Source organism: Bacillus cereus group sp. BfR-BA-01350 (assembly GCF_022663775.1).
GTDB classification, from domain to species: Bacteria; Bacillota; Bacilli; order Bacillales; family Bacillaceae_G; genus Bacillus_A; species Bacillus_A paranthracis.
In genome coordinates this window covers 406781-431541 of the sequence record NZ_JAKUGD010000001.1, presented here as the reverse complement: position 1 = coordinate 431541, position 24761 = coordinate 406781, and the positions used below count along the sequence as shown (strand labels likewise).

The window sequence follows — 24761 nt, the reverse complement described above, 5'->3', positions numbered from 1 at the left end:
CATATGAGTATAATTTTTCTACAATAAAAAATCGTTACAGAAAAGTTACAAATCGCGATAAAAAAAGATTGGCAGAAGCCAATCTTTTTTATTATTCATTTCGAACTGATTTTAGTGTTACACCTAGATGCTGATTCAATTTATTTGAAATGTCTTTTACATTTTTTTCATTTGGAATGTAATAATAAATACCTCCGATACGTTTATCCGTACCTTCTATTTGCATTTTTTCCATTTCTAAATTAGATCCTGCCATATTTTTCGTAATAGCAAGCATATCATCGAAAGTTAAGTTCGTTTTCATATTTTTATCAACTGCATCAAGTAAAGAGCCCATTTTGCTAATTGATTGAACAGACATCGCTTTTTTGGCAATTGCTTCAATTACAAGTTGTTGTCTTTGACCACGCATTGCATCACTGTCAATTTTACGCGTTCTTGCAAGCGCAAGTGCTTGTTCTCCATTTAAATGTTGGTAGCCTTTCTCTAAATGAATCATACCTGCTTGGTCTTTACTATCTTGTTCAGTGAAAGTAACTGGTACATCGATATCAATACCACCAAGTGAATCAACAATTTGTACGAATGATTCAAAGTTAAACTTCACATAATAATCAACAGGAACATTTAAAAATCTTTCCACTGTATCGCGTGTACTTTCAACACCACCAAATACGTGTGCATGTGTAATTTTATCTAATTTTTTTCTAGATGGAATATATACACGTGAATCACGCGGAATACTTACTAATTTAACTGATTTATCATCTTTATTAATTGTTGCTAATAAAAGTGCATCTGTTCGAACAGCTTCTCCGTATTGACTTTTTCTCATTTCACTACCATCAACACCCATGATTAGAATTGAAATGTTATCCTTTAAAGGTTCAACTTCTTTATCACGCTTCGATGATTTATCAATTTGTGCATATGCATCACTTACTACTGCTTTTGCTTTATTATATATTAACGATCCATATCCTACTCCACCAAAAATAAGTAGGAAAAACGGAATTAAAATGAACCATTTTATTGACTTTCTTTTAGAACGTTTTTTACTGCTTCTCGTATTCTGTTCTAATTCAGAGCTCATATCCATTCGCCTCTCTTTCTCTTTCCCAATTATAATGCAAGTCTATTAACCTTCATATTGAATTTCCTTTCAATTACCTTACAATTTTGTAAGGTTACTACGCAAATCCAATATGTACTCCATTTCACATTATACTCTCGTGCTTATTTTTGGCAAGTCACTATTTATATAAAATTATTTTTAAATTCATATATTATAATTTCATCAGTTTGGTGTATACATAGTTTGCTTTCCATTATTAATAATGAAAGCTGATTTTGCTTTTATTTTCGTCTTTTGTGTTTCTATCTCTTCATTTGAGAAATTCACAATAATTTCAATATTTTTTCCATACGAAGCTGATTGTACTAACTTATCTTCTGACAAATATGCAAAGTTCGTCATTTCTTCTTTTACTGCCTTTTCATGAACTTCATTCCAAACTTTCAGGTGCTGCGTAATTTCTTGTTTATGCTTATTCCACTCTACTTCATCTAAATGGTACAACGGAGGAACGTTATACAATAATTCGTATAACATACGGTTTCCAACCTCATCTTTTATTTTCAAACTTCCCCATTCCCAGTGGTGCGTTGTAATTACAGAATCATTGTATACTAATTTATATAATGGTACTGAATATGCAGGATTTAAATATACTTGTTTATACTCTTCTTTTAACGGTACTTGTTTCGCATATTTTTCTGGAACATTTTGATTCGGTGACCAATATCCGCCTACATAATACGGACTTGTTTTGTTTTTCCTCATATCTTCATCGTCCCATTTAATTACAGGCGTTTCAATACCATGAGCAAATGCAATCGTACTACTAGCAAAATCATTTCCGCCTTCAGAACCAACGACCATCCCCTTTTCTTGCGCAATGTAGTCCATTCGTTTTAAACGTGCTTTTAAATCTTGCTCTTGTGTCGTTATATGTTTCGCTGAATAGTCATCGTAAATTTCACCTGTCGCATCACAATCAATAAACCATGAATTATATTTAGGTCCATTTTGTAATATATCGTTCATTCGTTCTTTTACACTAGGAAGAGATAAAGTTGGATTTAATTTTCGCCCTCTACCTAAAAACCCTTGCACCTTTTCTCCATTTTTCTTCGTTACAGTAGCCTCTTCGTATAATGATGGGTCATTAAAGGATGCTGTGTTCCAATTTTTATCACTTTTTTCGTGAATGGAATGATATGAGTCATACGGACCAACTAAATACCCCATTTCCTTAGCTTCTGTCACGAAATTAGGTTGCATAAATCCTTGTTCCCAGTTTGGCAGACCAATCCACGCTTTTTCTATTCCTGCCTCTTTCATTTCCTTTAGTATATCCGTTCCATCTGCATTACCCCATTTACTTACCTCTTCAACCGCATCACCGAGTAGCGACTTTAATAAATGCTTATTTAAGCTATACAATTCTGTATTCGTTAAGTGACCTACACCTTTCTTTAATAGCACACTAGCTTCCTGATTAACGTTTTGAAAAATATCATCTTTATAAAATTCTTTCATTGATAACACTTCGTTTATATAACGTAAAATAACATTTTTTTGATACTTATCAATGAAATCTTGTTTACTTACTTGATCTAATACATTCAATTCCCCAGGCTCTGAACTATATTTTTGAATAAGCTCTTTTATATGGCTAAACAAAGGGCTATTTATTTTCTCTCTTAGCTTTGGCCAATTTACATTACTTTCTGATAAGCCATTTTGATTCCAAAAATAAAAATGAGCTGCACCGTAAAGCTTTTCTATCTCTTTATTTTTTCTAGCCTTTTCTTTTAATGTTTTAAATTCACCTTTTCGAGCAATATGTTCTTTATACAGTTTAGCAATACTGACTGCACCATTATTTGTCACATATAATTGAAATCCATATGTTTTATTTTTATTTATACGTGGGAATTCATGTATAAACTCAAATCCTATTTTCGGATCCGATTGAAATTTCAATTCATTATTAAACATATTGTTCGCAATATATACAATCGAATATTTCGAACCATTTAACGCGAAAAACTTCATAGAAAATGATTCAGCAAATGAATATGCATCATCCTTTAAAAACTTCTTCCAATTCTCATCATTGCTCGGAATTTGCTTCCCTTCCCATAACGGAAGTGTATAATTTTCAGCTTGTACTTTCGGCCACGTAAAACTTTCTGCACCAGTCGATTCCACTTCAATATTCAAATGATCTTTTTTCTTCTCTACATTCACCTTTACTTTTTGATCTGGATATTCCCAAGATATTCGATCCTTTTCTTTTTTTACATTCGACACCTTCATTTTCGGCAAGGGCTGTGACGCCTGTTCCTTTACACCATCATGTTCGACAGTTAACGTGAAAGTCTCTGGATTTACATCGTAAGTAAACTCTTTATACGTCGATTTCTTTATTTTAGACTCTTGAACAGTATTGCTACCTTTTACATCACACCCAACTAAAGTCGAAAATGACATCGTTGTAAGAAGACATATCGCTATCATTTTTTTCATCTTCTGCACCTCCACCACTGAATATACAAGGGCTTTGTTACAGGAATGTGGCAAAAAAATAGAACTAGCATAAACTAGCTCTGTTTTGGGTATTAAAAATAAATGTATATATATGGACAACTATATAGTCTACTTAATATATATGCAGTACAATAACCGTATTTTTTCATCCTCACTAATTATAAAAGCAAATCATTCAAAGCTTTAACATGCATTTCTTAACTAAAAAAATAAGTGTATATAATATACGCTAAAACTAGCACTAAAATTACTAGCGCTGTACCTTTCCAATTCATACCACCTGTCATATCAACTGGACTACCTGTTTCAGCTCTGTTAAGTCCATCATGTAAAGAACCTGTAGGATTATTTTTCAATTCACTTTGCCTTATACGTTCTCTTTTTTCTTCTGGTGACTCTTTCTTCATATGATCCGTTCACCTCCAAATTAATACACTCTTTACTAAATTATACATTAATATTTTTCTTTTATATGCAAACTTAAAAAATATTTACAACATAAAGAAAGCTAGCGATGCTAGCTCTCTTTATAATCCAATATGTTCTTTTTTATTTACAGTAATCCCTCTATGATCAATTTCTAGCTCACACACTTTCATAGACGTAAATACTCTCGCTAATTGCTCAGCAATTTCTTGACGTTTCTCATAAGGCGTTAATATAAAAATAGATGGTCCTGCACCGCTAAGCGCTGTACCGTATGCACCGAATTCTTTTGCACATTTACGAATAGATGGTAATAACGGTACAAGCTCTAAACGATACGGTTCGTGAAAATGATCCCTTTCCATCATTTCCCCTACAACTTCCCATTTCTTTTGACATAAAGCAGCTACTAATACATTACTTATTGCACTAGCCTTAACAGCTTCATGAAACGGAAATACATCTGGTAATACAGAACGGCTTTCATCTGTATTTAGCTCTTCATTTGGAATAAGTGAAATTACGCCTAATTCCTTACTTTCAATTCTCACAACCGATACATTCTTTCCATCAAGTGCCCCGATTACAGTTCCTCCTAATATAGAAGCAGCAACATTATCAGGATGACCTTCAAAATTTGTAGCAATTTGAACTTTTTGATCAGTCGTTAAGTTCAATTTGCCTAGTTGATTTGCAAGCTCTATCCCAGCTACAATTGCTGATGCACTACTTCCTAGACCTCTTGTTAGCGGGATGTTACTAGTAACTTCTATTATATGGGGTGATAAAGAAGGACATACTTTACATGCCGTGCTAACAATTAAATTTTTATCGTCTGTCGGAATTGAATCTTCAAAGGAATGGATCACTTGCCATTTATCAGACTTCTCTTTTACTACTACATGTAAATACAATGACAAAGCTATTCCTACTGAATCAAATCCAGGTCCAACATTCGCTGTACTAGCAGGAACACGAATACTTAATGGTATCACGACATAATCACCCCTTTAATATGCTCTTTAATTTGTTCTATATTATTTGAAACACTTGCAATATCTAATGTATTAGAAGAAATTGCGATATCAGGATCTTTCAAGCCGTTTCCAGTTAAAACTGCAACAACTGTTTCTCCTTTTTTGATTTTTCCAGATTGAACATGTTTCATTACGCCCGCTAATGAAGCATTTGATCCTGGCTCAGCGAAAACCCCTTCCGATTTTGCTAATAATCTATACGCATGTAAAATTTCTTCATCTGATACCATATCTATTTCACCGTGAGATTGCTCAGCAGCCTCTACTGCATATGACCAACTTGCTGGGTTACCGATGCGAATCGCTGTTGCAATTGTTTCTGGCTCGTCAATTACATGCCCTTTTACAATAGCAGCTGCTCCTTCCGCTTCAAATCCATGAATTCTTGGCTTCTTATATCCTTTTTCTTTCTCATATTCACAGAAACCCTTCCAGTACGCTGTAATATTCCCAGCATTCCCAACAGGAATCGCTAACACATCTGGTGCACTTTGCAACTGGTCACAAATTTCAAATGCTGCTGTTTTTTGCCCTTCAATTCGATAAGGATTTACAGAGTTTACTAACGTAATCGGCTCTTCTGCAGCAATATTTCTTACAGCCTTTAGTGCATCATCAAAATTTCCTTCTATTGAAATGATTTCAGCACCATACGCAACTGCTTGCGCTAATTTCCCATGTGCAATCTTTCCTTCCGGTATTACGATAATACATTTCATTCCAAGGCGTGCCGCGTATGCGGCAGCCGATGCTGATGTATTGCCTGTTGATGCGCAAATAATGGCCTCCGAACCTTCTTCTTTTGCCTTTGCGACTGCCATTACCATACCACGATCTTTAAAGGAACCTGTCGGATTCGCTCCTTCGTACTTACCATATAACTGAATCCCTAATTGTTTTGATATATTTAATAACGGAATAAGGGGTGTATTTCCTTCCATTAAGCTCACATCAGGTGTGTTTTCATTTACCGGTAAATAAGAAGCATATTGGTTTAATAGTCCTTTATACATATTGTTTTTCCTCCTCAATAATGTAGTAACTGTTTATTTCACTTGCGACATCTTCTATCGCTCCTAAAACTCGTTCGAATTGATACTTTGAAGTTTGATGTGTCACAACAACGACTTCTGCAAGTTCACGATTTAAAGGTAATTGAATAACTTCTTTTAAACTTACAGAATAATTAACAAAACATTCTGTTATTTTTTGCAACATCCCAGGTTCATCTCGTAATGAGATACGTAAGAAATATTTCGAAACAACTTCTTCATCCCCTTGTAATTCATACGGTTCCGGTTCTTTTAACGCACTTTTATTTTTCTGAACTTGATTCATATTTTTAACGATTGAAATAATATCACTTACTACAGCAGAACCAGTCGGTAACTTCCCAGCTCCAGGTCCGTAAAACATTACTTCTCCAACTGCTTGACCGTGAACATATACCGCATTAAATTCATTATTTACATTCGACAATGGATGATGATTTGGTAATAGAGTAGGTTCTACACTTAAATGAATGGCTGATCCTTGTTTCACCGCTTTCCCAATTAATTTCATAGTAAACCCTAACTTTTCGGCCATTTGTAAATCTTCTTTTTCAACCTTTCTAATCCCTCTTACTTGCACATCATCTAAAGAAACATTCATCGAAAAACCTAAGTTTGCAAGAATAGCTACCTTTCTCGCCGCATCTAGCCCATCTACATCCGCTGTCGGATCCGATTCTGCAAAACCTAATTTTTGCGCTTCTTGTAAAGCCTCTTCATACGACCATCCCTTTTGACTCATCTTTGTTAACATATAATTTGTTGTTCCATTTACGATTCCCATTATTTTTTCAATTTGATCTGAAGCTAATCCGTCTGTTAGTCCTCTTAACACTGGAATACCCCCGGCTACGCTTGCTTCATAACATAAATCACAATCATTATCATTCGCCAGTTGCAAAAGCTCTGCACCGTATACAGCCATTAAATCTTTATTTGCTGTTACGACATGTTTCTTATTTCGTAAAGCCTTAACAATATGCTGCTTCGCTTCTTCAATTCCGCCCATTACCTCTACTACAATATCAATATTTGAATCATTTAGAACTTCATCAACATGACTTGTTACTACGATTCCATCGATACAAACATCACGTTCTTTTTCTAAATCACGTACAACGACTGTCTTCACCTTCACTTCATACCCTGTATCAAGTGCAATTTTTTTATAATGTTCTTTCAAAATATGGACAACACCACTTCCGACCGTACCTAATCCTAACACCCCAACATTAATGACGTTATTCATCTTCTAATCTCCTCCTACAATTTTATTTTTTATCTTTATCAATCACCTTGCTCTGCTTTTCAACCATGCAGGTGGTGGTTATTTCCGTACGTACAAATCGTTTCATGTTACTGCACCTCCTTTCAAAATAATAAAAAAACACACCCATCCCTAGGAAAGGGACGAATGTGTTTTCGTGGTTCCACCCTTGTTCCAATCTAGACGTATCTCCTCCTAGATTGCTCAAGTTCAGATAACGGCTGATTCCGTCAATAATTACTAGATTACTCGTTCACTATTGAAGTTCAAAGGTGGTAAAATCATTTCTCGTGTTAGGAAGCTCACACCCTTGGCTTCCCTCTCTGTAAACCGTAAAAATGATTCCGTGTCCTTATCGTTACTTTTCGTTCATGTTTATTTGTTAACTCATTATACTCGCATAAAAAACAAAATCAATACTATTTTTAAATTATTTTAAATTTTCAATCTCTAAAACTATAAAAAAACACACTCATCCCTAAGAAAGGGACGAATGTGTTTTCGTGGTTCCACCCTTGTTCCAACCTAGACGTATTTCTCTCTAGATTGCTCAAGTTCAGATAACGGCTGATTCCGTCAATAATTACTAGATTACTCGTTCACTATTGAAGTTCAAAGGTGGTAAAATCATTTCTCGTGTTAGGAAGCTCACACCCTTGGCTTCCCTCTCTGTAAACCGTAAAAATGATTCCGTGTCCTTATCGTTACTTTTTCGTTCATGTCTATTTGTTAACTTATTATAGTTATCAACTTTTTAAAAAGCAAGCCTATTTTTACTAACAATTTTCAAAATCATTTTTTATTATATTTTACAATAACATTATGCAACTGTCGCTCGATTTACCTATTTTGTTATTTTTCCACTTTGTAAATCAATGCCTCATATATACATTTCCTATTCTAAACCACGTACATTTCCACCTCAGAAAACTATATTAATAAAATTTTATTAATACAATCTTTTTGTATAACTTTCTTCTAAAGAACGTGCAACATCTTCTTCTAAAGCATTCACTTTCGCATGCTCCAGCAACATTTTTGCTGCTGAAGGTAACTCTTTTTTATTTAACCAAGATTCTGGATCCCACATTTTTGAACGAATAAAAGCTTTTGCACAATGGATATAGCATTCCTCTACCTCAATCACAATTCCAAGTAGCGGATTGCGTCCATTTACCTGCATTTCTTGCAAAATTTCTTCGTCGTTTGTTATATACGCTCGGCCATTTATTCTGAGTGTCTCCCCAAGGCCTGGGATAAAAAAGATTAATCCTACACGTGGATTTGAAATAATATTCAAAATGGAGTCTATACGGCGGTTGCCTGGTCTTTCTGGAATGATGATTTTATTATGGTTTAATACGTAAACAAATCCAGGTGCATCTCCTCTCGGTGAAGCATCACACTCTCCTAATTTATTTGCTGTAGATAATACTAGAAAAGGAGATTTGGATAGAAAATCTATACAATGGTGGTCTAGTGATGAAATAACTTTCTTTAACGCTCTCTCACTTGGTTGCCCCAATATTTTCCGTAATTCTTCCTCTGTTGAAATAATCGATTTTATTTCCGTCCTCTCTATACCCACTTATACCCTCTCCTTTTTTCTTTATTTTCCCAAAATTCAATACAAATATTGTATAATAAAGTTTGCAGAAAGGGGAATTAAAATGACAGAGTGGTTAACGATATTTGATTCTGAAAGAAATACACTTGGGAAGAAATTACGTGATGAAGTGCATCGTGACGGTGATTGGCACGAAACATTTCATTGTTGGTTTGTAGAAAAAGATGCTGAAGATATGTTTTTATATTTTCAATTACGCTCTAAAAATAAGAAAGAAGCTCCACTTATATGGGATATTACTTCAGCTGGACATATTATGCATGATGAAGATGTACAAAGTGGCGGTCTTCGTGAAATTGAAGAAGAATTAGGCCTTTCCTTTCAAACGACTGATTTAGCATACAAAGGAATCTTTACAATAGATTATGAAATTTCAAATCTTACGGATCGCGAATTTTGCCATATGTATTTTCACAATGTCATCGATTCACTTCCATTCGCACCAGGTGAAGAAGTAGACGATGTGATGAAAGTACATGCAACTTCTTTTCTACAACTATTAAAAAGAGAGATTTCATCTTTTACAGCTATTTCTGTTTTAAACAATAAACCGATAACGATAACATTTGAAGATATTTATCCATATGATATTGCATACTATGAATTTGTTATAGAAAAAGGAAAAGAGTTAATAAAAAATAATAGTTTGTAAATAAAATAGGACTCCCACATAATATTGCGTGGAGTCCTATTTTTTCATTATTGTTCAAGTATTTTTAATCTACTCTCTACTTGTATAAATAAACGAACGATTAATAACAGCATAACTATCATAATCGCTATCATTGTATGTGGATATCTAAACAGTACACTACTAACACTTCCAATGAACATCATGATGAATCCGTTTTGCTTCATCACTTCTGCACTATACCTATTACCTGCATCCCATAATTCTTTATTTTTCATAGATCGTTTCGTACGATAACCATATGCCACATTAATATCTGTCGGTGGATTTTTTTGAAGGATAATTGCCGCAAATATAAATATAATACCTATTAAAATACTCATTCCTATGTTTATTAGTGCATATATCAATTATATCCCCTCCTAACCTACACCTTCATTATACGACATAATCCTGTTTTCCCCAATTTATAACACATTCATTTTCTTTCTTTTGATGTCTGGAACATACTTGGAAGTGTTACAAAACGCGCCCCTTTCGTTTTTAACTGCGGAATAATTTTGTCTAGCGCCTCTACGGACCCTTGCAAATGCCCACCTGGAGTTGAATGCTGAAGTATGACACTACCAGGAAATGAGTTTCCTAACACGTTATTTGTAATCGTATCAGCACTTACACCTTTCCAATCAACTGTGTCAACACTCCACTGTACAATCATAAAATTTTGCTCAGTTGCCCACTTCAATTGATCTTCAAGTATTTCACCATACGGTGGGCGAATAAATTTCGGTGCATACCCAGCTAAACGATTTAATATTTCTTCTGTTTTTATAATTTGATTACGGTACTCAGCATCATTTACTTTCGCTAAATTTGGATGACTATACGTATGATTGCCAATTACATGCCCTTCATTCGCAATACGCTTTACTACATTTGGAAACTTTTCTGCATTTTCACCAAGCAGGAAAAAAGTCGCTTTTACATTATGTTGTTTTAACTTATCTAATATTTTTGGCGTGAATTCTAAATCCGGTCCATCATCAAATGTAAGAGCAACTTCCGCTTTATTGTACGGTCCTGAAAATGCGTACGCATATTTTTCAACCCAAGAAAATGACGTCCACGATCCACGCTCATCTGCTTTCATTTGTACTTCATAATTTTGAGGGGTATATACGTACGGCAATGAGTTTATATAGTCTCCATAATAAAATGAGTTATATGGCATATAAGCATACGAAACATTTCGTTCTAGTCCCCATTGATATGGAGTAAACATTTGTGGCGAATAAAAATAATACATGATAAAAACCTCCCTAAATTTTCATATGTGATTCCTCTGCACTTTGTTAGAGAAATTGTTATTCATAAACAAAAATAAGACTGTCCGTAATTTGGACAGTCTTACTGCTTACTATTATTAATAAATTGATGTACTACCTTTCGGCAAAGTTTTCACGTGTTTTAAATAGTTCGTCACTTTATCATCATCATCTTGCGGATATCGATACCCATATGTGTTAGCAATTTCATTCGCCACTTCCCTAAATAAATTACCCATGACAAAGAATGATTCCCATATGTTTTCATATTCCGCATTAGAAAATGTCCTTTTAAATTGCTCCCACATTTCCCCTTCAAAATATTGCTCAAAATGCTTTCCAAATTTACCTGCATTAACTGTAAAGTCTGTTTTCATACCAATATGCCATTCTAGCATTACGATGAACATATCTCGCACTGGTCCTTCAAGCATTCCTTTTGCATAAGAAAGCTCTTCTCTCCATAACCCTTTTGCCACATTCGTACTACACCACCAAAACTCATTACAGCAATCTAAAAACTCTTTTTTTGTAGGCTTTTTTATTAAGTAATCTTTATCGCTTGCTGGCGGGAATTCTTCTATACAATTATCTTTATCGAGAAGTAATTTACTTAAGCTATCTTGTCCAACGAACTTTTTTATTAAATCAACCGGAACTAATGTTAAATCAATCCGATTTCCATCCATGAACTGCATTAAATACGGAAACTTCCCGTCTCCATCTGGTGGAACTAATGACATTTCTTCTGGCATTTGTACAATCATTATTTCTCCAAACCTATGAATCCAATTATGATTAGACGTAAAAGAGCGTATATCTTTTACAACATAAATAACATCATAGTCTTGAAAACAATCTTTTTTCACATTTGGATTTACACGTGATCCATTCATGATGACAGCTCGAATTCTTTCATCCTCTTTTGCTGTATTTATAATTAAGTCTAACATTTCTTTTTCCGTTCTCATCTACTTATAGCCTCCAATTTTTTAATATATAATATAGTGCTATGTATAACTGGAGGTCCACGAGCTAATCTCGTTATACACGATACATGTTATAATTTTTCAAACATCTTTTTCATTCTATTTATCTCCTTTCGTTATTCTTTTACGACCGCCATTATAAATCCATCGTACCCTTTACTACCCACCGTTTGAAGCGCAGTAGCACTTACACGTGGCTCTGTAGCTATTAATTCATAGAAACGACGTATCCCTTGTACGCGAGGGTCATTACTCGTATTGTCAATAACTTCTCCTTCACGTACTACGTTATCTCCAATAATTACAGTCCCCGGACGTGATAGTTTCAGTGCCCATTCAAAATAAGCGGGGTTATTTTGTTTATCAGCGTCTATAAAAATAAAGTCAAAGGGTTCATACTTCTCATTTTCGATTTGCTTTAAAGAATCTAAAGCAAATCCTAATCGTATTTCAATTTTATCAGTCAAATTAGCACGCTCAATATTATTACGTGCAATTTCTGCATGTTTTTCACTCGCTTCCAATGTAACAACTCGTCCTTCAGATGACAATCCTCTTGCAAGCCATATCGTGCTATACCCGCCTAGAGTACCAATTTCTAAAATGTTACGAGCTCCTTGAATTTGTACTAATAGTTGTAAAAACATCCCTTGCGTTGGCGATACATCATGTGCTGGTAAATTAGCTATAGCATTAGTTTGAAGTACTTCTTCTAATGTAGAATCTTTCGGTATTAATATATCACTCACATATTGATCAACAGCCGTCCATTTCTCAATCGTACTCATGTAAATACCATCCCCTTCAATTTTCCAATGCATTTCTACTATTCGCTTTCAATTATACCGAAAATTCTGTCTCATATACAAAAAATAAAGAAGGGACATCTACTTCATTACAAAATAGATGTCCCTTCTTTTGTTTATACATGTATCCCTTACGGATTAGTAGACCAAAGTCCTGCTGATTTAATAAATGTACGTTTATTTAATTTCAGCTGCGCTACGATAAACTCTGCAATATCTTCTGCTTGCATAACTTTATCAGGATTTCCATCAGTTAATCCTAAATCTACAGCCATATCAGTTGCTACTGTACTTGGAGTTAAAGCAGTTACGCGAATATTATGTTTACGAACTTCCATCGCTAACGATTCTGTTAAGCCAAGAACACCAAATTTAGAAGCACTATATGCACTTGTTACAGGTGCACCTTTTTGTCCTGCTGTAGATGAAATGTTAATGATATCACCAGATTGTTGTTCAATCATGTTTGGTAAAGCTGCACGAGTTGCATAGTATACACCCATTAAGTTTACTTGAATGATTTTTTCCCAATCAGCAACGTCTAATTCTAAAAACTTACCGAACTTAGAAATACCAGCGTTATTAATTAAAATATCGATAGATCCTAAACCGTTTTTTAATGTCTCAATTGCAGTAGTCACTTCTTCGTATGAAGAAACATCAGCAGTTGCAATAACAGCTTTTACGCCTTCTGCTTCTACTTCTTTCGCTACAGCTTTTAAGTTTTCTTCTGAGCGAGCTAAAAGACCTACATTTACGCCCTCTTTCGCTAATGCGATCGCTACAGCGCGACCAATCCCTCTACCTGCTCCTGTAATTAAAGCATTTTTGCCTTGTAATAATTCTGCCAAGTATAACACTCCTTAATCATCTCAGTTATGTATTATATTAAAATTGTATCTATGTTTATGTAAAAAGGCAATGATGCACTTTCATGTGCGTAGGTTACTTGTAGGTAACTATAGTAAGAATACAAGTACCTTTAAAGAAAAAAGTAGTGCTAGAAGAACCCCTAACACTACTTTTCTTTCTAATTCGGAATACGCACACTAAATTCCGTACCCTGACCTTCTATACTTTCAACCTTTATTTCTCCTTGATGTAGATCGACTACTTTTTTTACTATCGCTAATCCTAAGCCACTTCCTCCATATGCTCGATTTCGTGAAGAATCAGCTTTAAAAAACCGTTCAAATATATGTTGTTTTTGTTCTTCTGAAATACCAATTCCCGTATCACGTATACGTACTTCTACTAATGTCTCATATTCTTTTAGCTTGATTGAAATCGTACCGCTACTTGGAGTAAATTTAATACTATTATGAATTAAATTAATCCAAACTTGACTCATACTTTCTTGGTCAGCAGTTATATGCACTTTTTCTAAATCAAGGTCTAATTCAATTTCTTTCTCAGCCCAAAGCGGTTCACTATTTAACACAATTTGCTTTAACTGTTGATCTAATCGATAAGTTACTCTTTCTGGTGTATATTCTTCCGACTCTAAAAGAGTTAGTTTCAGTAAATTTTGACTTAGTTTAGATAATCTCGTCGTTTCCGTTTCAATAATGGTAAGGTAATGCTCTCTCTTTTCCTCGGAAAGATTGTTATCTTGTAGCGCTCTAGCAAATCCTTTTATAGAAGTTAATGGTGACTGTATTTCATGAGAAACATTCGATACAAATTCCTGGCGCATTTTCTCCATCGCATTTAGTTCATCTGTCATATCGTTTATACTTTTTACGAGCACACCAATTTCCCCGTCATACTTTTCTTCATTTCGTATTTTTACCGAGAAGTCCCCTTTTGCAATTTTTTGTATCGGTTCAATAATAGTCCAAATCATCGCCTCTCGCTTCGGTCTCATTAATACTGCAATTAATATCCAAAGAAGAATCATAAATATAAAACTGAGTATGTCACTAATGAGGTAAGTAACAAAAGGAGATAAATGTATTGCAAGGGCATCCAATATACTAGATGATACATAAAATGCTGTAGACCAAATAATAGTAAGAAAAGAAAAGAGTGCTATTATCGCTCCTGTTACTTTCAGCATCTTGAATTTACTCATTCGTTCTCTTTTTCTCATTTACTTACCTCTAAGCGATATCCTAAACCCCTTATTGTTTTAATACTAAATTTCGACTTCTCTTCTTGAAACTTCTCACGTAACCGATTTATATGAACGTCTAGTGTGCGTTCATTCCCTTCAAAATCATATCCCCATACATCTTCAATTAATTGCTCTCTCGAACAAGTTCTCCCCGCTTTAGAGCCTAAAGTAAAGAGCAATTCGAATTCTTTTAACGGTAACGTAACCGTTTGTTCTCCAATTGTAACTTCAAATGTTTTACGATTTAACAGTACAGTTCCAACTTGAATTGATTGCGACACTGTAATTTGGTAACGTTTCAATAACGCCTTAACCCTCACTACTAGTTCTATCGGATCAAATGGTTTTACAAGATAATCATCCGTACCAAGATGAAATCCTTTTACTTTTTGAGACGTTTCCCCTTTAGCAGTTAACATCAAAATTGGAATATCATAGTACTTTCTTAATTCGAAACATACATCAAATCCATCCATATTCGGCATCATGATATCAAGAATAACCATATCAACTTTCACTTCATTTATTTTTTGAAGTGCATCTAGACCATCAATTGCCTCATATGTTTGAAAACCTTCACGCTCTAAAAATACAGAAACGAGTTCTCTAATATGCGGATCATCGTCTACTATTAAAATGTTAGGTATCAAAGAAACCATTTCCTTTCTAATTAGCATCCTTAACAAAACTTTTAAAAATGAATAATCAGTGGAGTACAATCCCCACTGATTATTCATTTTATAATGCCGCCTCTTTAATTTTCAATTGTTGCGTTGCAAATTCACGATACATGTCATGTGTGCGTAATAATTCATCATGTGTACCACTTCCTGTAAGATTCCCTTTTTCAATAAAGATAATTTTATCTGCATCTACAACAGTAGACAGTCTATGTGCAATAACTAACGTTGTTCTGCCTTTCATTAAGTTATTTAATGCCTTTTGAACGACGGACTCGGACTTACTATCTAAACTTGAAGTTGCCTCATCTAACATAAGAATTTGTGGATTTCGAAGTAGAGCTCGTGCAATCGCAATTCGCTGCCTTTGTCCTCCGGAAAGCTTCACACCACGCTCTCCAACTTCTGTTGCATAAGCGTTTGGCAAATCATGAATAAATGCATCAACATATGCCATCGCTGCTACTTTTTCAATTTCTTCATCTGTTACTTCCCCCTCAACACCGTAACAAATATTATCACGAATTGTTCCATCGATTAACGGACTATCTTGTGAAACGTAACCAATTTGACGTCGCCATGACTGTAATGAATAGTTCGTAATTGCATCTTTTCCTAATTTAATGGCACCGCTAGTTGGCTCATAAAAACGTTCTAATAGTGAGAATAACGTCGTTTTCCCGCTACCACTTGGCCCTACAATTGCTGTTACTTTTCCAGATTCAATTGTGAAATCAATATTCTTTAACACTTGCTCTTCTTCGTTATACTCGAAATGTACATTTTCAAGAACGATTGGTTGCTTAGCATTTGTGACTTTCACACCAGTTTCATGATCTTCTACTTCATATTCTAAAATGGTATTAATTCTTTCCGTTGCACCAATCGCCTTTTGGAATTGTGTAAAGAACATAGATAATTGACTCATCGGCATTATAATTTGAACTAAATATAAAATAAACGCTACTAGTTCCCCAGTTGTTAATGCACCACTAGAAACTCTCATCCCACCATATCCTACGATAATAACAAGCAGTGCCATTAAAACAAACGACATAACTGGTGAAATTAACGCTTGCACTTTTCCCTCTTTCAAACCAAATTGCAATAACTTCTCGATACCTTTATTTCCAGTTTCATATTCTCTTTTTTCTGTGTTCGAAGATTTCACTAAACGAATTTCTGATAATACTTGCGTTAGCACACTTGTAAAAGAAGCTGTTTCATCTTGAAGCGCTTTTGAAATCTTATACATTTTTCTTCCTAGTGGAACTAAAATCAGTACTGATAATGGAATAACCGTTAAAAGTAAAAGTGTCATTTTCCAATCTAAAACAAATAATACAATTAATGATCCGACGATTGAAATACCACCTGTTAGTAAGTTTGACAAATGCTCAGAAATTAATGTCTTCACAACACCTGTATCATTTGTCATGCGGCTAATTGTATCGCCTGTTCTATTTTGATCATAATAAGATACTGGCAATATAAGTACCTTTTTCCACAAACGTTCTCTCAGTCCAGCTACAATCTTCTGTCCTATATAATTTAATAAATATATAGACAATCCTGCAGCTATAGTTTGCATAATAAAGAATGCAACTAATCCAACAATTTGTCCTGTACTAATTGAGGAAAGTGAAAAATTATCTACTAACCCTTTTGTTAACATCGGAATAAATAAACTTGCTCCCGTAGAAAGCAAACTCATTAATAACGCAAAAATAAGAATCCCTTTCGGAGGCTTTGTATCTTGAATAAGGCGTAAAAACTGCCTCCAATTCCCTTTTTTCTTTATTTCATCTCTAACTTCCATTCATGTTCATCTCCTCGTGTTAAACAAAACTGTTCTTTCTAAAAACAGAATACAATACAAATGTAAACTGAATGTAAACACACATTTTGTATTTTTACAAAATATACATAAAAACTCATCTTTACAACAGGTATAAACATCTGATATTATTACCTGGTACTTAATATTATTCTATGTGAATTATAAATAACTAATTTAAAATACTATATAAATCTCCAGTTATTGAAAGGAGTATCCTTTTTGCAAACAAATATACATTCCGAAAAGGAAACAATCATTTTTATTCATGGATTAGTTGGCAATCGTCGTGCCTTCAAAAAAGAGCATAAACGATTTTCGGCCTCTTACAACATTATTACATATGACTTATTAGGTCACGGCGATGATAAAGGTGAAGCTATCGAATTTTCATTACAGCGCCTCGTTGATCAATTATTGAATTTATACGAAAAAGAAGGCATTCAAAAAGCTCATATTTGCGCTTTAAGCTACGGCTGTTATATCTCTACCATTTTTGCACAAATGCATCCAGAAAAAGTTTTGAGCATTTGTCATATTGGTGGACATTATAATAACCCTTCCCTTTTATATAACGTATTTCAAAAGTTTTGGGAGAAGCGAGGAGACGATTACTCTAAATGGCTCTCTCAATACGCAAATACCATTTTTCCAAGTGGCATACTAAAGGCAAATCCGTTCGCAGTCATTTCAAAAAATATTTATTATCGGTTCGGATTGCAATTACATTCATCAATTATTGCTCAATCATTACGTCATCGGTTAGAATTCGATTTAAAATCTAAATTAAAATCACTTCCCCACCCTATACTATGGGTAATGGGTGAACATGATCATCTCTATAAATCTTGTCTTTTTGATTTAAAGTCCATTCTTCCTAACGTTTTATATAAAGAAATACCGTTAGCAGGACATGCAGCAAATTTATTTCGCCCTAACTATTTCCATGACTTATACGATCGATTTTTAAACGGGAAGTTAAAGTAAAAACTACTATACTCCCAATTTATTCAACTATAAAAAGGCTTCCCAAGTTTCCCTGGAAAGCCTTTTCTCTATACGAAAAGTATATAATCTACTTTTTCTTAGTATGCTTTTGTGTAACCTAATAGGTGCTTGCTCCAGTAAGAGTTACTTACAGAACTAATACGTACACCAGTTGCATCAGTTTCTGCACTAATGAACTGACCGTTTCCTAAGTAAACACCCATGTGAGAAGGACCTGATTTATAAGTGTTTTGGAAGTATACTAAATCACCTGGTTGTGGATTGCTAGTTTTTGTTTTAGAACTCCAGTATCCAGCAACTGTTTGACGAGCGCCTTTATGACCAGTTTGATTTAATACGTAGTGAATGAATCCACTGCAATCAAAACCAGCAGGTGTTGTACCAGCTGTTCTATATGGTGAACCATTTAATGATCTAGCGAATCCAGCGATTGAAGATGTATCTCCACCAGTTGTTGGTTTTTGTACGTCTTTACCTGGTTGTTGAACGTTATTTGTAACGTTATTGTTATTTGTAACGTTGTTTACTCCGCCTTTTACAAACTTAACGAAGTCTGCACTTACGTAACCTGTGCGGCCGTTATGGTTAATTTTGTACCAACCATTTTCAGCGCCAGTAACGTTTAATACTGTACCGTTTGTTACACCACCGATTACAGCGTTGTATGTAGCTGGGCCTGTACGTACTTTTAAAGCACCAGTGTTAACAACATAAGAACCACCAGTTTGAACTGTAGTAGTATTGTTGTTTGTAGTTGGTTGTTGTGTTTGGTTAGATACAGCAGAACCACCTTTTGTTACGAAGTCTTTACTTACGTATCCAGTTCCACCATTGAAGTTGATTTTAAACCAATCTTGTACTTCACCAACAACTTGTACTGTTTTACCTTTATTTACAGAGCCTAATACTGTATGAGATGTACTTGGGCCTGTACGTACGTTAAGTGAAGAAACGTTTACTGTGTAAGTACCAGTTCCTTGTTGAACAGTAGTTCCTGTTTTACCACCAGTCGTTACGAAGTCACCACTTACATAACCAGTTTGACCGTTTACAGTTACTTTGAACCAACCGTTTTCTTGTCCAATTACTTGTAGTACTTGACCTTGTTTTACTTTAGAAATAACGCTATGTCCTGTACCAGCACCTGAACGAACATTTAATACATCAGCAGTTACTGTGTATTTTAAGTCGGATTTTGTTTCTACAGTTTTTGTTTCAGTTACAGTCGTTTGTGTTTGTGTTTGTCCATTAATTTCTTTTAGCGCTTCGTTTGAAACTTGTGCATGAGCAGAATCCATACCTGGAACTGCAACACCTGCTACTGAAGCTGCTGCTAAACCTGCAATTACTTTTTTCATAAGTTGTCTTTACTTCCTTTCCCTACTATCCTCTTAAAAAAACTTATAAACTTAATACTTTACAATATTATCAAAGTAAAATATTCATTAAGTTCCATTTTTTAACAAGAGTTTTATTTTTCACACAGAGTTCATTTTAAATGAACAAAGTGAAATCCGTGTGAACTTCATGTGAACTTTATCATTAAACACAGTGTTTTTGCAATGCTTTTTTTATATTTCTTATGTATTTTATTGAAAATTCGACATACCATTCATTATCTTAGTATATATTTTCTATCCACTTAAAAAAATTCTATTCATCTAACACAATGCAAAGAATGTATTTCCTATTATAGTTCCTCCTATGAAGTATACTCTTATCATGACAAAAAACACTTTTTTTATCAATAGTATAATATTTTTAGAAAACTATTTTTGATACTATCTATCACTTTTAAAAGATTTGACGATTTGTAAGATTTAACTTCAAAAATTCTGTTCTAATTTGACGAAAGTACACATTCCGCTACCCATTTTTAACTGTCTATGGAATTTATAGGGTATTTATATTATCATATATATAGTAGCGTCTTAATCTATACACATTTTATTTACCCTACACGGAAAGCAATTGAATTTTAAGATGAGCGTTTTATTGCTTGCAAATAGTGGAATCAAAAGGGAGGTATATTTATGAATAACATAATAGATGATCCTATAAATAAAAATATAGAACTGTACTATGCTTTTTTTCAATTCGTTTCAATTATTACCTTACAAAAAATATCAACTATTGAAACACGTAAAAACGAATTAAAAAATCAGATGAAAAATTCCTATCAAAAAAATCCTTACTACTTATAAAAAGGTGAACAGGTTGTATCCCTGTTCACCTTTTTATAAGTAGCAAAACCCCGATTGGTTCAAATAATAATTAGTGGGGGATAAACAATTCCCCCACTCGTTCCTACATTATTTATAAATTTTTACACGGTTTTCTAAAGGCTGGTATTCTTTTTCACCTGCAGGTACAACCGGTTTACCAAACGGCATTTGCGCAATAAGCTTCCAATTTTCTGGAACTCCCCATTCTTTTCTCACTTCTTCATCAATTAATGGATTGTAATGTTGCAATGTAGCACCAAACCCTTCAATTTCCAAAGCTGTCCAAATTGCAAATTGTAACATTCCAGAGGATTGCTGAGACCAAATTGGAAAGTTCTCTTTGTATAATGCAAATTTTTCTTGCAGTTCTTCCACCACTTCACTATCTTCGAAGTATAGAACTGTTCCATAACCACTTTTAAATGCATTCATTTTTTCTTCCGTAGAAGGGAAGTTATTTTCAGGTACAATTTTTCGTAACGTTTCTTTCGTAATATCCCATAACTTATCGTGTTGTTCTCCAAGCAAGACGACAACGCGAGCACTCTGAGAGTTAAAAGCTGAAGGTGTATGTTTTACAGCATGATAAATCACTTCTTGAATTTTTTCATCAGAAACTACTTGTTCTTTACTAATTGCGTAAATAGATCTTCTGTCTTCAATCGCTGAGTAAAAATCTTTTGCCATCATAATTCCCTCCAATTTTCATTTGAGGCTTTTTCCTATGTACACATCATATGCCCCTCAAAACTTATCATTAATAAGTTTCTAACTTTATAATATAAACAAACAATAATAAACTCAAATAATAACACTCACATTTTTTACCTTTTTACTTTATTAGTGCTAAAAAATAAAAGGCAATTTGCCGTTACCAATAGTACGTAACAACAAATTGCCTTTCTTATATGATGATCCAACTCAGTATTTCACTTAATTAACTAACCCAAATGCATAAGACATTAGCTTATTCGTTTCTGTAAAACGCTTTGTTTTACCTTTTGTTCCCATAACAACTGTAATAATACGAGTATCACCTTGTTTTGCTGTACCCGTAAAACAATACCCTGCGCTATCTGTAAATCCTGTTTTTAATCCGTCTATTCCTTCTATATATAAAGCTTTATTATTTTTGTTTAACATATCATTTGTACTTATAACATTAATATTATTAAATGCTAACTGACTTTGACGTAAGTGAGTCACTTCTAATATTTCTGGGTAATCTTTTATAAGATGATACGCCAAGTTTGCTACATCACCAGCCGTCATTTTTGTTTCACTTCCATCTGGCTCTTGTAATCCAGAAGCATTTGCAAATTTAGCATGTTCCGACATTTTGAACTGTTTCGCTTTTGCATCCATAAGCTGAACGAAATCTTTCTCCGATTTTGCCATATGTTCTGCTAAAGCCACAGCTGAATTATTAGCTGACTCAATCATTAATGCATGATATAAATCTTTAACAGTTAATGTGTCATTAACTTGTACTGGGATTCTCGCTCCCTCTGTTTGTGCCGCTTTCGCACTCATTTTCACCGGATCTTCCCAGCGAACTTTCCCATTATGTACATTTTCTAATAGAAGATATGCTGTCATCATCTTAGACATACTTGCTGGCGCAAAAGCCTCATTTTCATTATGTTGATAAATAATATCTCCATTACTCGCATCAATAATCATAGCTGCTTTTGCATCAATTTCCGGTGGTATGTACTTTGGTGGGACTACTTTTTCAACTAATCCTGTTTTAGGTAGTTCTGCCACTTGTAAAGGTTGTCCCTCTATACTTGTTGCACTCTTTTGAGTTCCTTGGAATAAGAACCAACATATCCCTAAAACAATGACTAATAGGACTGTCAGCCTTCCCCATTTTAACCGCTTCATTTCAAAACTCCTTTAACAAACCTTTTATACACTCACATTTAACCATAACAACTTTCCCTTTATATCGTCAAGGTAAAAAGCATATTTATTCATCTACAGCAATTATTATTTCAATGCATGTATGTTACAATAACAATACTGAAATATAAGAATATTCAATGATAAATCCTTATGAATAAAACTATTAATAGAAGGGATTCATACAAATGCTACTTCCAAAATCATTAAAATACGGAGACACAATTGGGATTTACTCACCTTCTTCTCCAGTAACCTACACTTCTCCTAAAAGATTTGAACGAGCGAAATCTTACTTACAACAGAAAGGATTTCATATATTAGAAGGTTCACTAACAGGTCGATATGATTATTATCGTTCGGGTAGTATACAAGAGCGTGCTGAGGAACTAAATGCTTTAATAAGAAACCCTAATGTTTCTTGTATCATGTCAACAATTGGTGGCATGAATTCAAATTCCTTATTGCCTTATATTGATTATGATGCTTTTCTAAATAACCCTAAAATAATGATTGGGTATTCAGATGCAACAAATAAAACGATACATATTGTAGAACCTTGGAAAAAATGAATGCATAGCTTCTATTGTTTTACAATAAAAGCCATGATACTATATAATTTGGAATGTGAAAGATTAAACAAAATACGTTCCAATATCTATTATTAGGAAAAGATAGATATAAATATATATTTATATGTAAAAGAGAGTGAATAAATGAAACCAACTATTAAAAATTACTTATTTTTACATGTAGCTTTTTTGATATATTCTATCATTATGGTTTACATGAAATGGGCGGCTAAATTTCCCATTGCTTCCATCTCATTTTTTATTGCTTATTTCGGACTAGTTATACTTTTATTTGGATATGCAATTTTATGGCAACAAGTAATTAAACATTTCGAAATATCAAAAGCATATTCACATCGCGGGATTATTATACTATGGTCAATGCTTTGGTCAGTATTTCTATTTGGAGATACGATTCAGTGGAATCATTTACTTGGTGCAGCTATTATTATCGTCGGAATTGTGGTGGTGACAAAAGATGAATAGTTATATGTTATTATTTATTTTCGGGATAATTTTAGCTAATTACTCACAAATATTATTAAAAAAAGCTACTTTGCAACAATACGATTCTAGAATAAAAGAATATGTGAATCCTTATGTTATTATCGGCTACTCTTTATTTGTAATTAACGCTGGATTAAATGTTATCGCCATGAAGGGCATGGCATTAAAACAAGCATCAGCATTAGAATCCTTAAGTTATATCATCATATTAATTTTCGGTTGGTATTTCCTAGGAGAAAAAATAACGAAACGTAAACTCATCGGCAACATGATTATTATCGTTGGTGTAATCGTTTATTGTATCCAATAGTAAAAGGCTCCGTTTATCACAAACGGAGCCTTTTACTATTGACCTAAATTTTGCACCTTCTCTTTCAAATCTCGAACTTGATCTACCGTCTGCATAAGCTCCGAGTTTTTAAACTCTTCTACATTCACTTTCCCTTCTTCTATCTTTATCATCGCCGTATCAATTAACGTATTTAACTTTTCGTTATATCCGACGATTTGCTGATGAAGATCCTTTGCTACATCAGGCGGTGTTAATTCATTAAAAGCGGGTATATCTTGTTTAATTTCACTAAGCTTCGCTTCTAATTCTTTTCGAGCTTCACTATCATTAACAGCCTTTTCAGCTAATGCTGGTGCATCATTTGCAAAAGCACTTATTTCATTTACATAGTCTGTCGCTTTTTGAGCATAATCTATGGAGTTCTTTCCTTGTTCTACTAGTGAACATCCCATTAAGCCAATTGTAACTATAAATACTACTAAAGTTGATTTTATTTTCATTTTAGGCTCCCTTCGTCTTTATAATTGTCTGTAAGTTTCTCTATCCTAACTTCTAGCTACATTACTTATAACCTTTTTTCAAATAGCTATTTACCCTCTTACATGCCCGATTACCGTTACAACATCTACTTCTATATGTACGCTAATAATATCTTCAATTATATCCGTATATCCTTGTCCTATAGCTGTTCCATAGTGTAATGTAAGCCCCTTCTTTTCATACACTGACTTTGGTACTGAAAAAATAAATCTCCTCAAATTTCTTTCATCAGCCGGTTCCATAATTAAAACAATCCCATCCTCATCAAACATATACGCTCGCCCTCCAACTTTACATTCACTA

Annotated in this window: 26 protein-coding genes and 2 other annotated features; of the genes, 6 read left to right on the top strand and 20 right to left on the bottom strand. The window is 34.0% G+C overall.

All coding sequences use genetic code 11. The features are described 5' to 3' along the window. Positions 1–91 precede the first annotated feature (91 nt). The 7 genes from MR147_RS02175 to MR147_RS02145 form a co-directional block, all read right to left on the bottom strand. On the bottom strand, positions 92–1093 hold the full coding sequence (locus MR147_RS02175) for an LCP family protein (RefSeq protein ID WP_242303584.1): 1002 nt from the start codon (positions 1091–1093) through the stop codon (positions 92–94). Between the two features lie 204 nt (positions 1094–1297). After that, positions 1298–3595: a glycoside hydrolase gene (locus MR147_RS02170; RefSeq protein ID WP_242303583.1), complete on the bottom strand. Its 2298-nt coding sequence runs from the start codon at positions 3593–3595 to the stop codon at positions 1298–1300. 218 nt (positions 3596–3813) lie between these two features. Beyond that, complete coding sequence (locus MR147_RS02165) at positions 3814–4023, bottom strand: DUF6366 family protein (protein WP_000712283.1); 210 nt, start codon at positions 4021–4023, stop codon at positions 3814–3816. A gap of 120 nt (positions 4024–4143) precedes the next feature. After that, positions 4144–5037 (bottom strand): homoserine kinase, encoded by an 894-nt coding sequence (gene thrB, locus MR147_RS02160; protein WP_000612674.1) that lies wholly within the window; start codon positions 5035–5037, stop codon positions 4144–4146. Then, on the bottom strand, positions 5034–6092 hold the full coding sequence (gene thrC / locus MR147_RS02155; protein ID WP_000276454.1) for a threonine synthase: 1059 nt from the start codon (positions 6090–6092) through the stop codon (positions 5034–5036). Before thrC ends, thrB begins: the two co-directional genes overlap by 4 nt. Next, a complete protein-coding gene (locus tag MR147_RS02150; RefSeq protein WP_242303582.1) occupies positions 6085–7380 on the bottom strand; it encodes a homoserine dehydrogenase in 1296 nt (431 codons plus the stop codon). The genes thrC and MR147_RS02150 overlap by 8 nt, the downstream gene beginning before the upstream one ends. Positions 7381–7534: 154 nt before the next feature. After that, positions 7535–7766: a binding site (T-box leader), on the bottom strand. A 114-nt stretch (positions 7767–7880) separates the two neighbouring features. Further along, positions 7881–8112, bottom strand: a binding site (T-box leader). 235 nt (positions 8113–8347) lie between these two features. Beyond that, positions 8348–8986 carry a pyridoxamine 5'-phosphate oxidase family protein gene (locus tag MR147_RS02145; protein ID WP_242303581.1) on the bottom strand — a complete coding sequence of 213 codons (639 nt, stop codon included), beginning with the start codon at positions 8984–8986 and terminating at the stop codon, positions 8348–8350. 82 nt (positions 8987–9068) lie between these two features. On the opposite strand from MR147_RS02145, the gene MR147_RS02140 reads away from it, so the two are divergent. After that, entirely contained in the window at positions 9069–9677 is a 609-nt protein-coding gene (locus MR147_RS02140) for an NUDIX hydrolase (RefSeq protein ID WP_242303580.1), read from the top strand. A 47-nt stretch (positions 9678–9724) separates the two neighbouring features. On the opposite strand, the gene MR147_RS02135 is transcribed toward MR147_RS02140, so the two are convergent. The 8 genes from MR147_RS02135 to MR147_RS02100 all read right to left on the bottom strand — a co-directional run bounded on the left by MR147_RS02135 (position 9725) and on the right by MR147_RS02100 (position 17391). Further along, a complete protein-coding gene (locus MR147_RS02135) occupies positions 9725–10063 on the bottom strand; it encodes an SdpI family protein (protein WP_242303667.1) in 339 nt (112 codons plus the stop codon). Positions 10064–10134: 71 nt separating this feature from the next. Next, positions 10135–10962: a peptidoglycan-N-acetylglucosamine deacetylase gene (locus tag MR147_RS02130; protein WP_242303579.1), complete on the bottom strand. Its 828-nt coding sequence runs from the start codon at positions 10960–10962 to the stop codon at positions 10135–10137. Positions 10963–11079: 117 nt separating this feature from the next. Beyond that, positions 11080–11952 carry an aminoglycoside 6-adenylyltransferase gene (locus tag MR147_RS02125; RefSeq protein ID WP_074607171.1) on the bottom strand — a complete coding sequence of 291 codons (873 nt, stop codon included), beginning with the start codon at positions 11950–11952 and terminating at the stop codon, positions 11080–11082. 134 nt (positions 11953–12086) lie between these two features. Beyond that, positions 12087–12758: an O-methyltransferase gene (locus tag MR147_RS02120; protein ID WP_139302744.1), complete on the bottom strand. Its 672-nt coding sequence runs from the start codon at positions 12756–12758 to the stop codon at positions 12087–12089. A 149-nt stretch (positions 12759–12907) separates the two neighbouring features. Further along, positions 12908–13627, bottom strand: coding sequence for a 3-ketoacyl-ACP reductase (locus MR147_RS02115; protein ID WP_000818983.1), 720 nt, complete (start codon positions 13625–13627; stop codon positions 12908–12910). A gap of 179 nt (positions 13628–13806) precedes the next feature. After that, the gene (hitS, locus tag MR147_RS02110) at positions 13807–14868 is read right to left on the bottom strand and encodes an envelope stress sensor histidine kinase HitS (protein ID WP_242303578.1); all 1062 of its coding nucleotides are present in this window, start codon (positions 14866–14868) and stop codon (positions 13807–13809) included. After that, a complete protein-coding gene (gene hitR, locus MR147_RS02105) occupies positions 14865–15542 on the bottom strand; it encodes an envelope stress response regulator transcription factor HitR (RefSeq protein WP_001995448.1) in 678 nt (225 codons plus the stop codon). Before hitR ends, hitS begins: the two co-directional genes overlap by 4 nt. Before the next feature lie 88 nt (positions 15543–15630). Beyond that, on the bottom strand, positions 15631–17391 hold the full coding sequence (locus MR147_RS02100; protein WP_000453754.1) for an ABC transporter ATP-binding protein: 1761 nt from the start codon (positions 17389–17391) through the stop codon (positions 15631–15633). 240 nt (positions 17392–17631) lie between these two features. On the opposite strand from MR147_RS02100, the gene MR147_RS02095 reads away from it, so the two are divergent. After that, on the top strand, positions 17632–18396 hold the full coding sequence (locus tag MR147_RS02095) for an alpha/beta fold hydrolase (protein ID WP_074607167.1): 765 nt from the start codon (positions 17632–17634) through the stop codon (positions 18394–18396). Between the two features lie 98 nt (positions 18397–18494). Here MR147_RS02095 and entFM read toward each other — a convergent pair whose 3' ends face one another. Next, entirely contained in the window at positions 18495–19775 is a 1281-nt protein-coding gene (entFM, locus tag MR147_RS02090) for an enterotoxin EntFM (protein ID WP_000755519.1), read from the bottom strand. A gap of 675 nt (positions 19776–20450) precedes the next feature. Here entFM and MR147_RS02085 point away from each other — a divergent pair. After that, a complete protein-coding gene (locus MR147_RS02085; RefSeq protein WP_001059583.1) occupies positions 20451–20621 on the top strand; it encodes a hypothetical protein in 171 nt (56 codons plus the stop codon). A gap of 108 nt (positions 20622–20729) precedes the next feature. On the opposite strand, the gene MR147_RS02080 is transcribed toward MR147_RS02085, so the two are convergent. Together MR147_RS02080 and MR147_RS02075 are read right to left on the bottom strand one after the other, a co-directional pair. After that, complete coding sequence (locus MR147_RS02080) at positions 20730–21332, bottom strand: nitroreductase family protein (protein WP_242303577.1); 603 nt, start codon at positions 21330–21332, stop codon at positions 20730–20732. Positions 21333–21575: 243 nt separating this feature from the next. Beyond that, positions 21576–22529: a D-alanyl-D-alanine carboxypeptidase family protein gene (locus MR147_RS02075; RefSeq protein WP_000825885.1), complete on the bottom strand. Its 954-nt coding sequence runs from the start codon at positions 22527–22529 to the stop codon at positions 21576–21578. Between the two features lie 206 nt (positions 22530–22735). Between MR147_RS02075 and MR147_RS02070 the strand changes: the two genes are divergently transcribed. The 3 genes from MR147_RS02070 to MR147_RS02060 all read left to right on the top strand — a co-directional run bounded on the left by MR147_RS02070 (position 22736) and on the right by MR147_RS02060 (position 23936). Next, positions 22736–23119: an LD-carboxypeptidase gene (locus MR147_RS02070; protein WP_074610983.1), complete on the top strand. Its 384-nt coding sequence runs from the start codon at positions 22736–22738 to the stop codon at positions 23117–23119. A 144-nt stretch (positions 23120–23263) separates the two neighbouring features. Further along, on the top strand, positions 23264–23605 hold the full coding sequence (locus MR147_RS02065; RefSeq protein WP_000805122.1) for an EamA family transporter: 342 nt from the start codon (positions 23264–23266) through the stop codon (positions 23603–23605). Beyond that, a complete protein-coding gene (locus MR147_RS02060; protein WP_001089868.1) occupies positions 23598–23936 on the top strand; it encodes an EamA family transporter in 339 nt (112 codons plus the stop codon). The genes MR147_RS02065 and MR147_RS02060 overlap by 8 nt, the downstream gene beginning before the upstream one ends. A gap of 35 nt (positions 23937–23971) precedes the next feature. On the opposite strand, the gene MR147_RS02055 is transcribed toward MR147_RS02060, so the two are convergent. Both MR147_RS02055 and MR147_RS02050 read right to left on the bottom strand, forming a co-directional pair. Next, positions 23972–24418, bottom strand: a complete 447-nt coding sequence (locus MR147_RS02055; RefSeq protein ID WP_074540484.1) for a DUF6376 family protein — start codon at positions 24416–24418, stop codon at positions 23972–23974. A gap of 90 nt (positions 24419–24508) precedes the next feature. Further along, positions 24509–24730: a hypothetical protein gene (locus MR147_RS02050; protein ID WP_000459104.1), complete on the bottom strand. Its 222-nt coding sequence runs from the start codon at positions 24728–24730 to the stop codon at positions 24509–24511. Between the last annotated feature and the right edge of the window lie 31 nt (positions 24731–24761).

What these genes read in the sequence shown, in the direction of transcription:
- MR147_RS02175 (WP_242303584.1), bottom strand. Translation starts at nt 1,093, where the DNA reads ATGAGCTCTGAATTAGAACAGAATACGAGAAGCAGTAAAAAACGTTCT.
- MR147_RS02170 (WP_242303583.1), bottom strand. Translation starts at nt 3,595, where the DNA reads ATGAAAAAAATGATAGCGATATGTCTTCTTACAACGATGTCATTTTCG.
- MR147_RS02165 (WP_000712283.1), bottom strand. Translation starts at nt 4,023, where the DNA reads ATGAAGAAAGAGTCACCAGAAGAAAAAAGAGAACGTATAAGGCAAAGT.
- thrC (WP_000276454.1), bottom strand. Translation starts at nt 6,092, where the DNA reads ATGTATAAAGGACTATTAAACCAATATGCTTCTTATTTACCGGTAAAT.
- MR147_RS02150 (WP_242303582.1), bottom strand. Translation starts at nt 7,380, where the DNA reads ATGAATAACGTCATTAATGTTGGGGTGTTAGGATTAGGTACGGTCGGA.
- MR147_RS02140 (WP_242303580.1), top strand. Translation starts at nt 9,069, where the DNA reads ATGACAGAGTGGTTAACGATATTTGATTCTGAAAGAAATACACTTGGG.
- MR147_RS02130 (WP_242303579.1), bottom strand. Translation starts at nt 10,962, where the DNA reads ATGTATTATTTTTATTCGCCACAAATGTTTACTCCATATCAATGGGGA.
- MR147_RS02125 (WP_074607171.1), bottom strand. Translation starts at nt 11,952, where the DNA reads ATGAGAACGGAAAAAGAAATGTTAGACTTAATTATAAATACAGCAAAA.
- MR147_RS02120 (WP_139302744.1), bottom strand. Translation starts at nt 12,758, where the DNA reads ATGAGTACGATTGAGAAATGGACGGCTGTTGATCAATATGTGAGTGAT.
- hitS (WP_242303578.1), bottom strand. Translation starts at nt 14,868, where the DNA reads ATGAGAAAAAGAGAACGAATGAGTAAATTCAAGATGCTGAAAGTAACA.
- MR147_RS02100 (WP_000453754.1), bottom strand. Translation starts at nt 17,391, where the DNA reads ATGGAAGTTAGAGATGAAATAAAGAAAAAAGGGAATTGGAGGCAGTTT.
- entFM (WP_000755519.1), bottom strand. Translation starts at nt 19,775, where the DNA reads ATGAAAAAAGTAATTGCAGGTTTAGCAGCAGCTTCAGTAGCAGGTGTT.
- MR147_RS02085 (WP_001059583.1), top strand. Translation starts at nt 20,451, where the DNA reads ATGAATAACATAATAGATGATCCTATAAATAAAAATATAGAACTGTAC.
- MR147_RS02080 (WP_242303577.1), bottom strand. Translation starts at nt 21,332, where the DNA reads ATGATGGCAAAAGATTTTTACTCAGCGATTGAAGACAGAAGATCTATT.
- MR147_RS02075 (WP_000825885.1), bottom strand. Translation starts at nt 22,529, where the DNA reads ATGAAGCGGTTAAAATGGGGAAGGCTGACAGTCCTATTAGTCATTGTT.
- MR147_RS02070 (WP_074610983.1), top strand. Translation starts at nt 22,736, where the DNA reads ATGCTACTTCCAAAATCATTAAAATACGGAGACACAATTGGGATTTAC.
- MR147_RS02065 (WP_000805122.1), top strand. Translation starts at nt 23,264, where the DNA reads ATGAAACCAACTATTAAAAATTACTTATTTTTACATGTAGCTTTTTTG.
- MR147_RS02060 (WP_001089868.1), top strand. Translation starts at nt 23,598, where the DNA reads ATGAATAGTTATATGTTATTATTTATTTTCGGGATAATTTTAGCTAAT.
- MR147_RS02055 (WP_074540484.1), bottom strand. Translation starts at nt 24,418, where the DNA reads ATGAAAATAAAATCAACTTTAGTAGTATTTATAGTTACAATTGGCTTA.
- MR147_RS02050 (WP_000459104.1), bottom strand. Translation starts at nt 24,730, where the DNA reads ATGTTTGATGAGGATGGGATTGTTTTAATTATGGAACCGGCTGATGAA.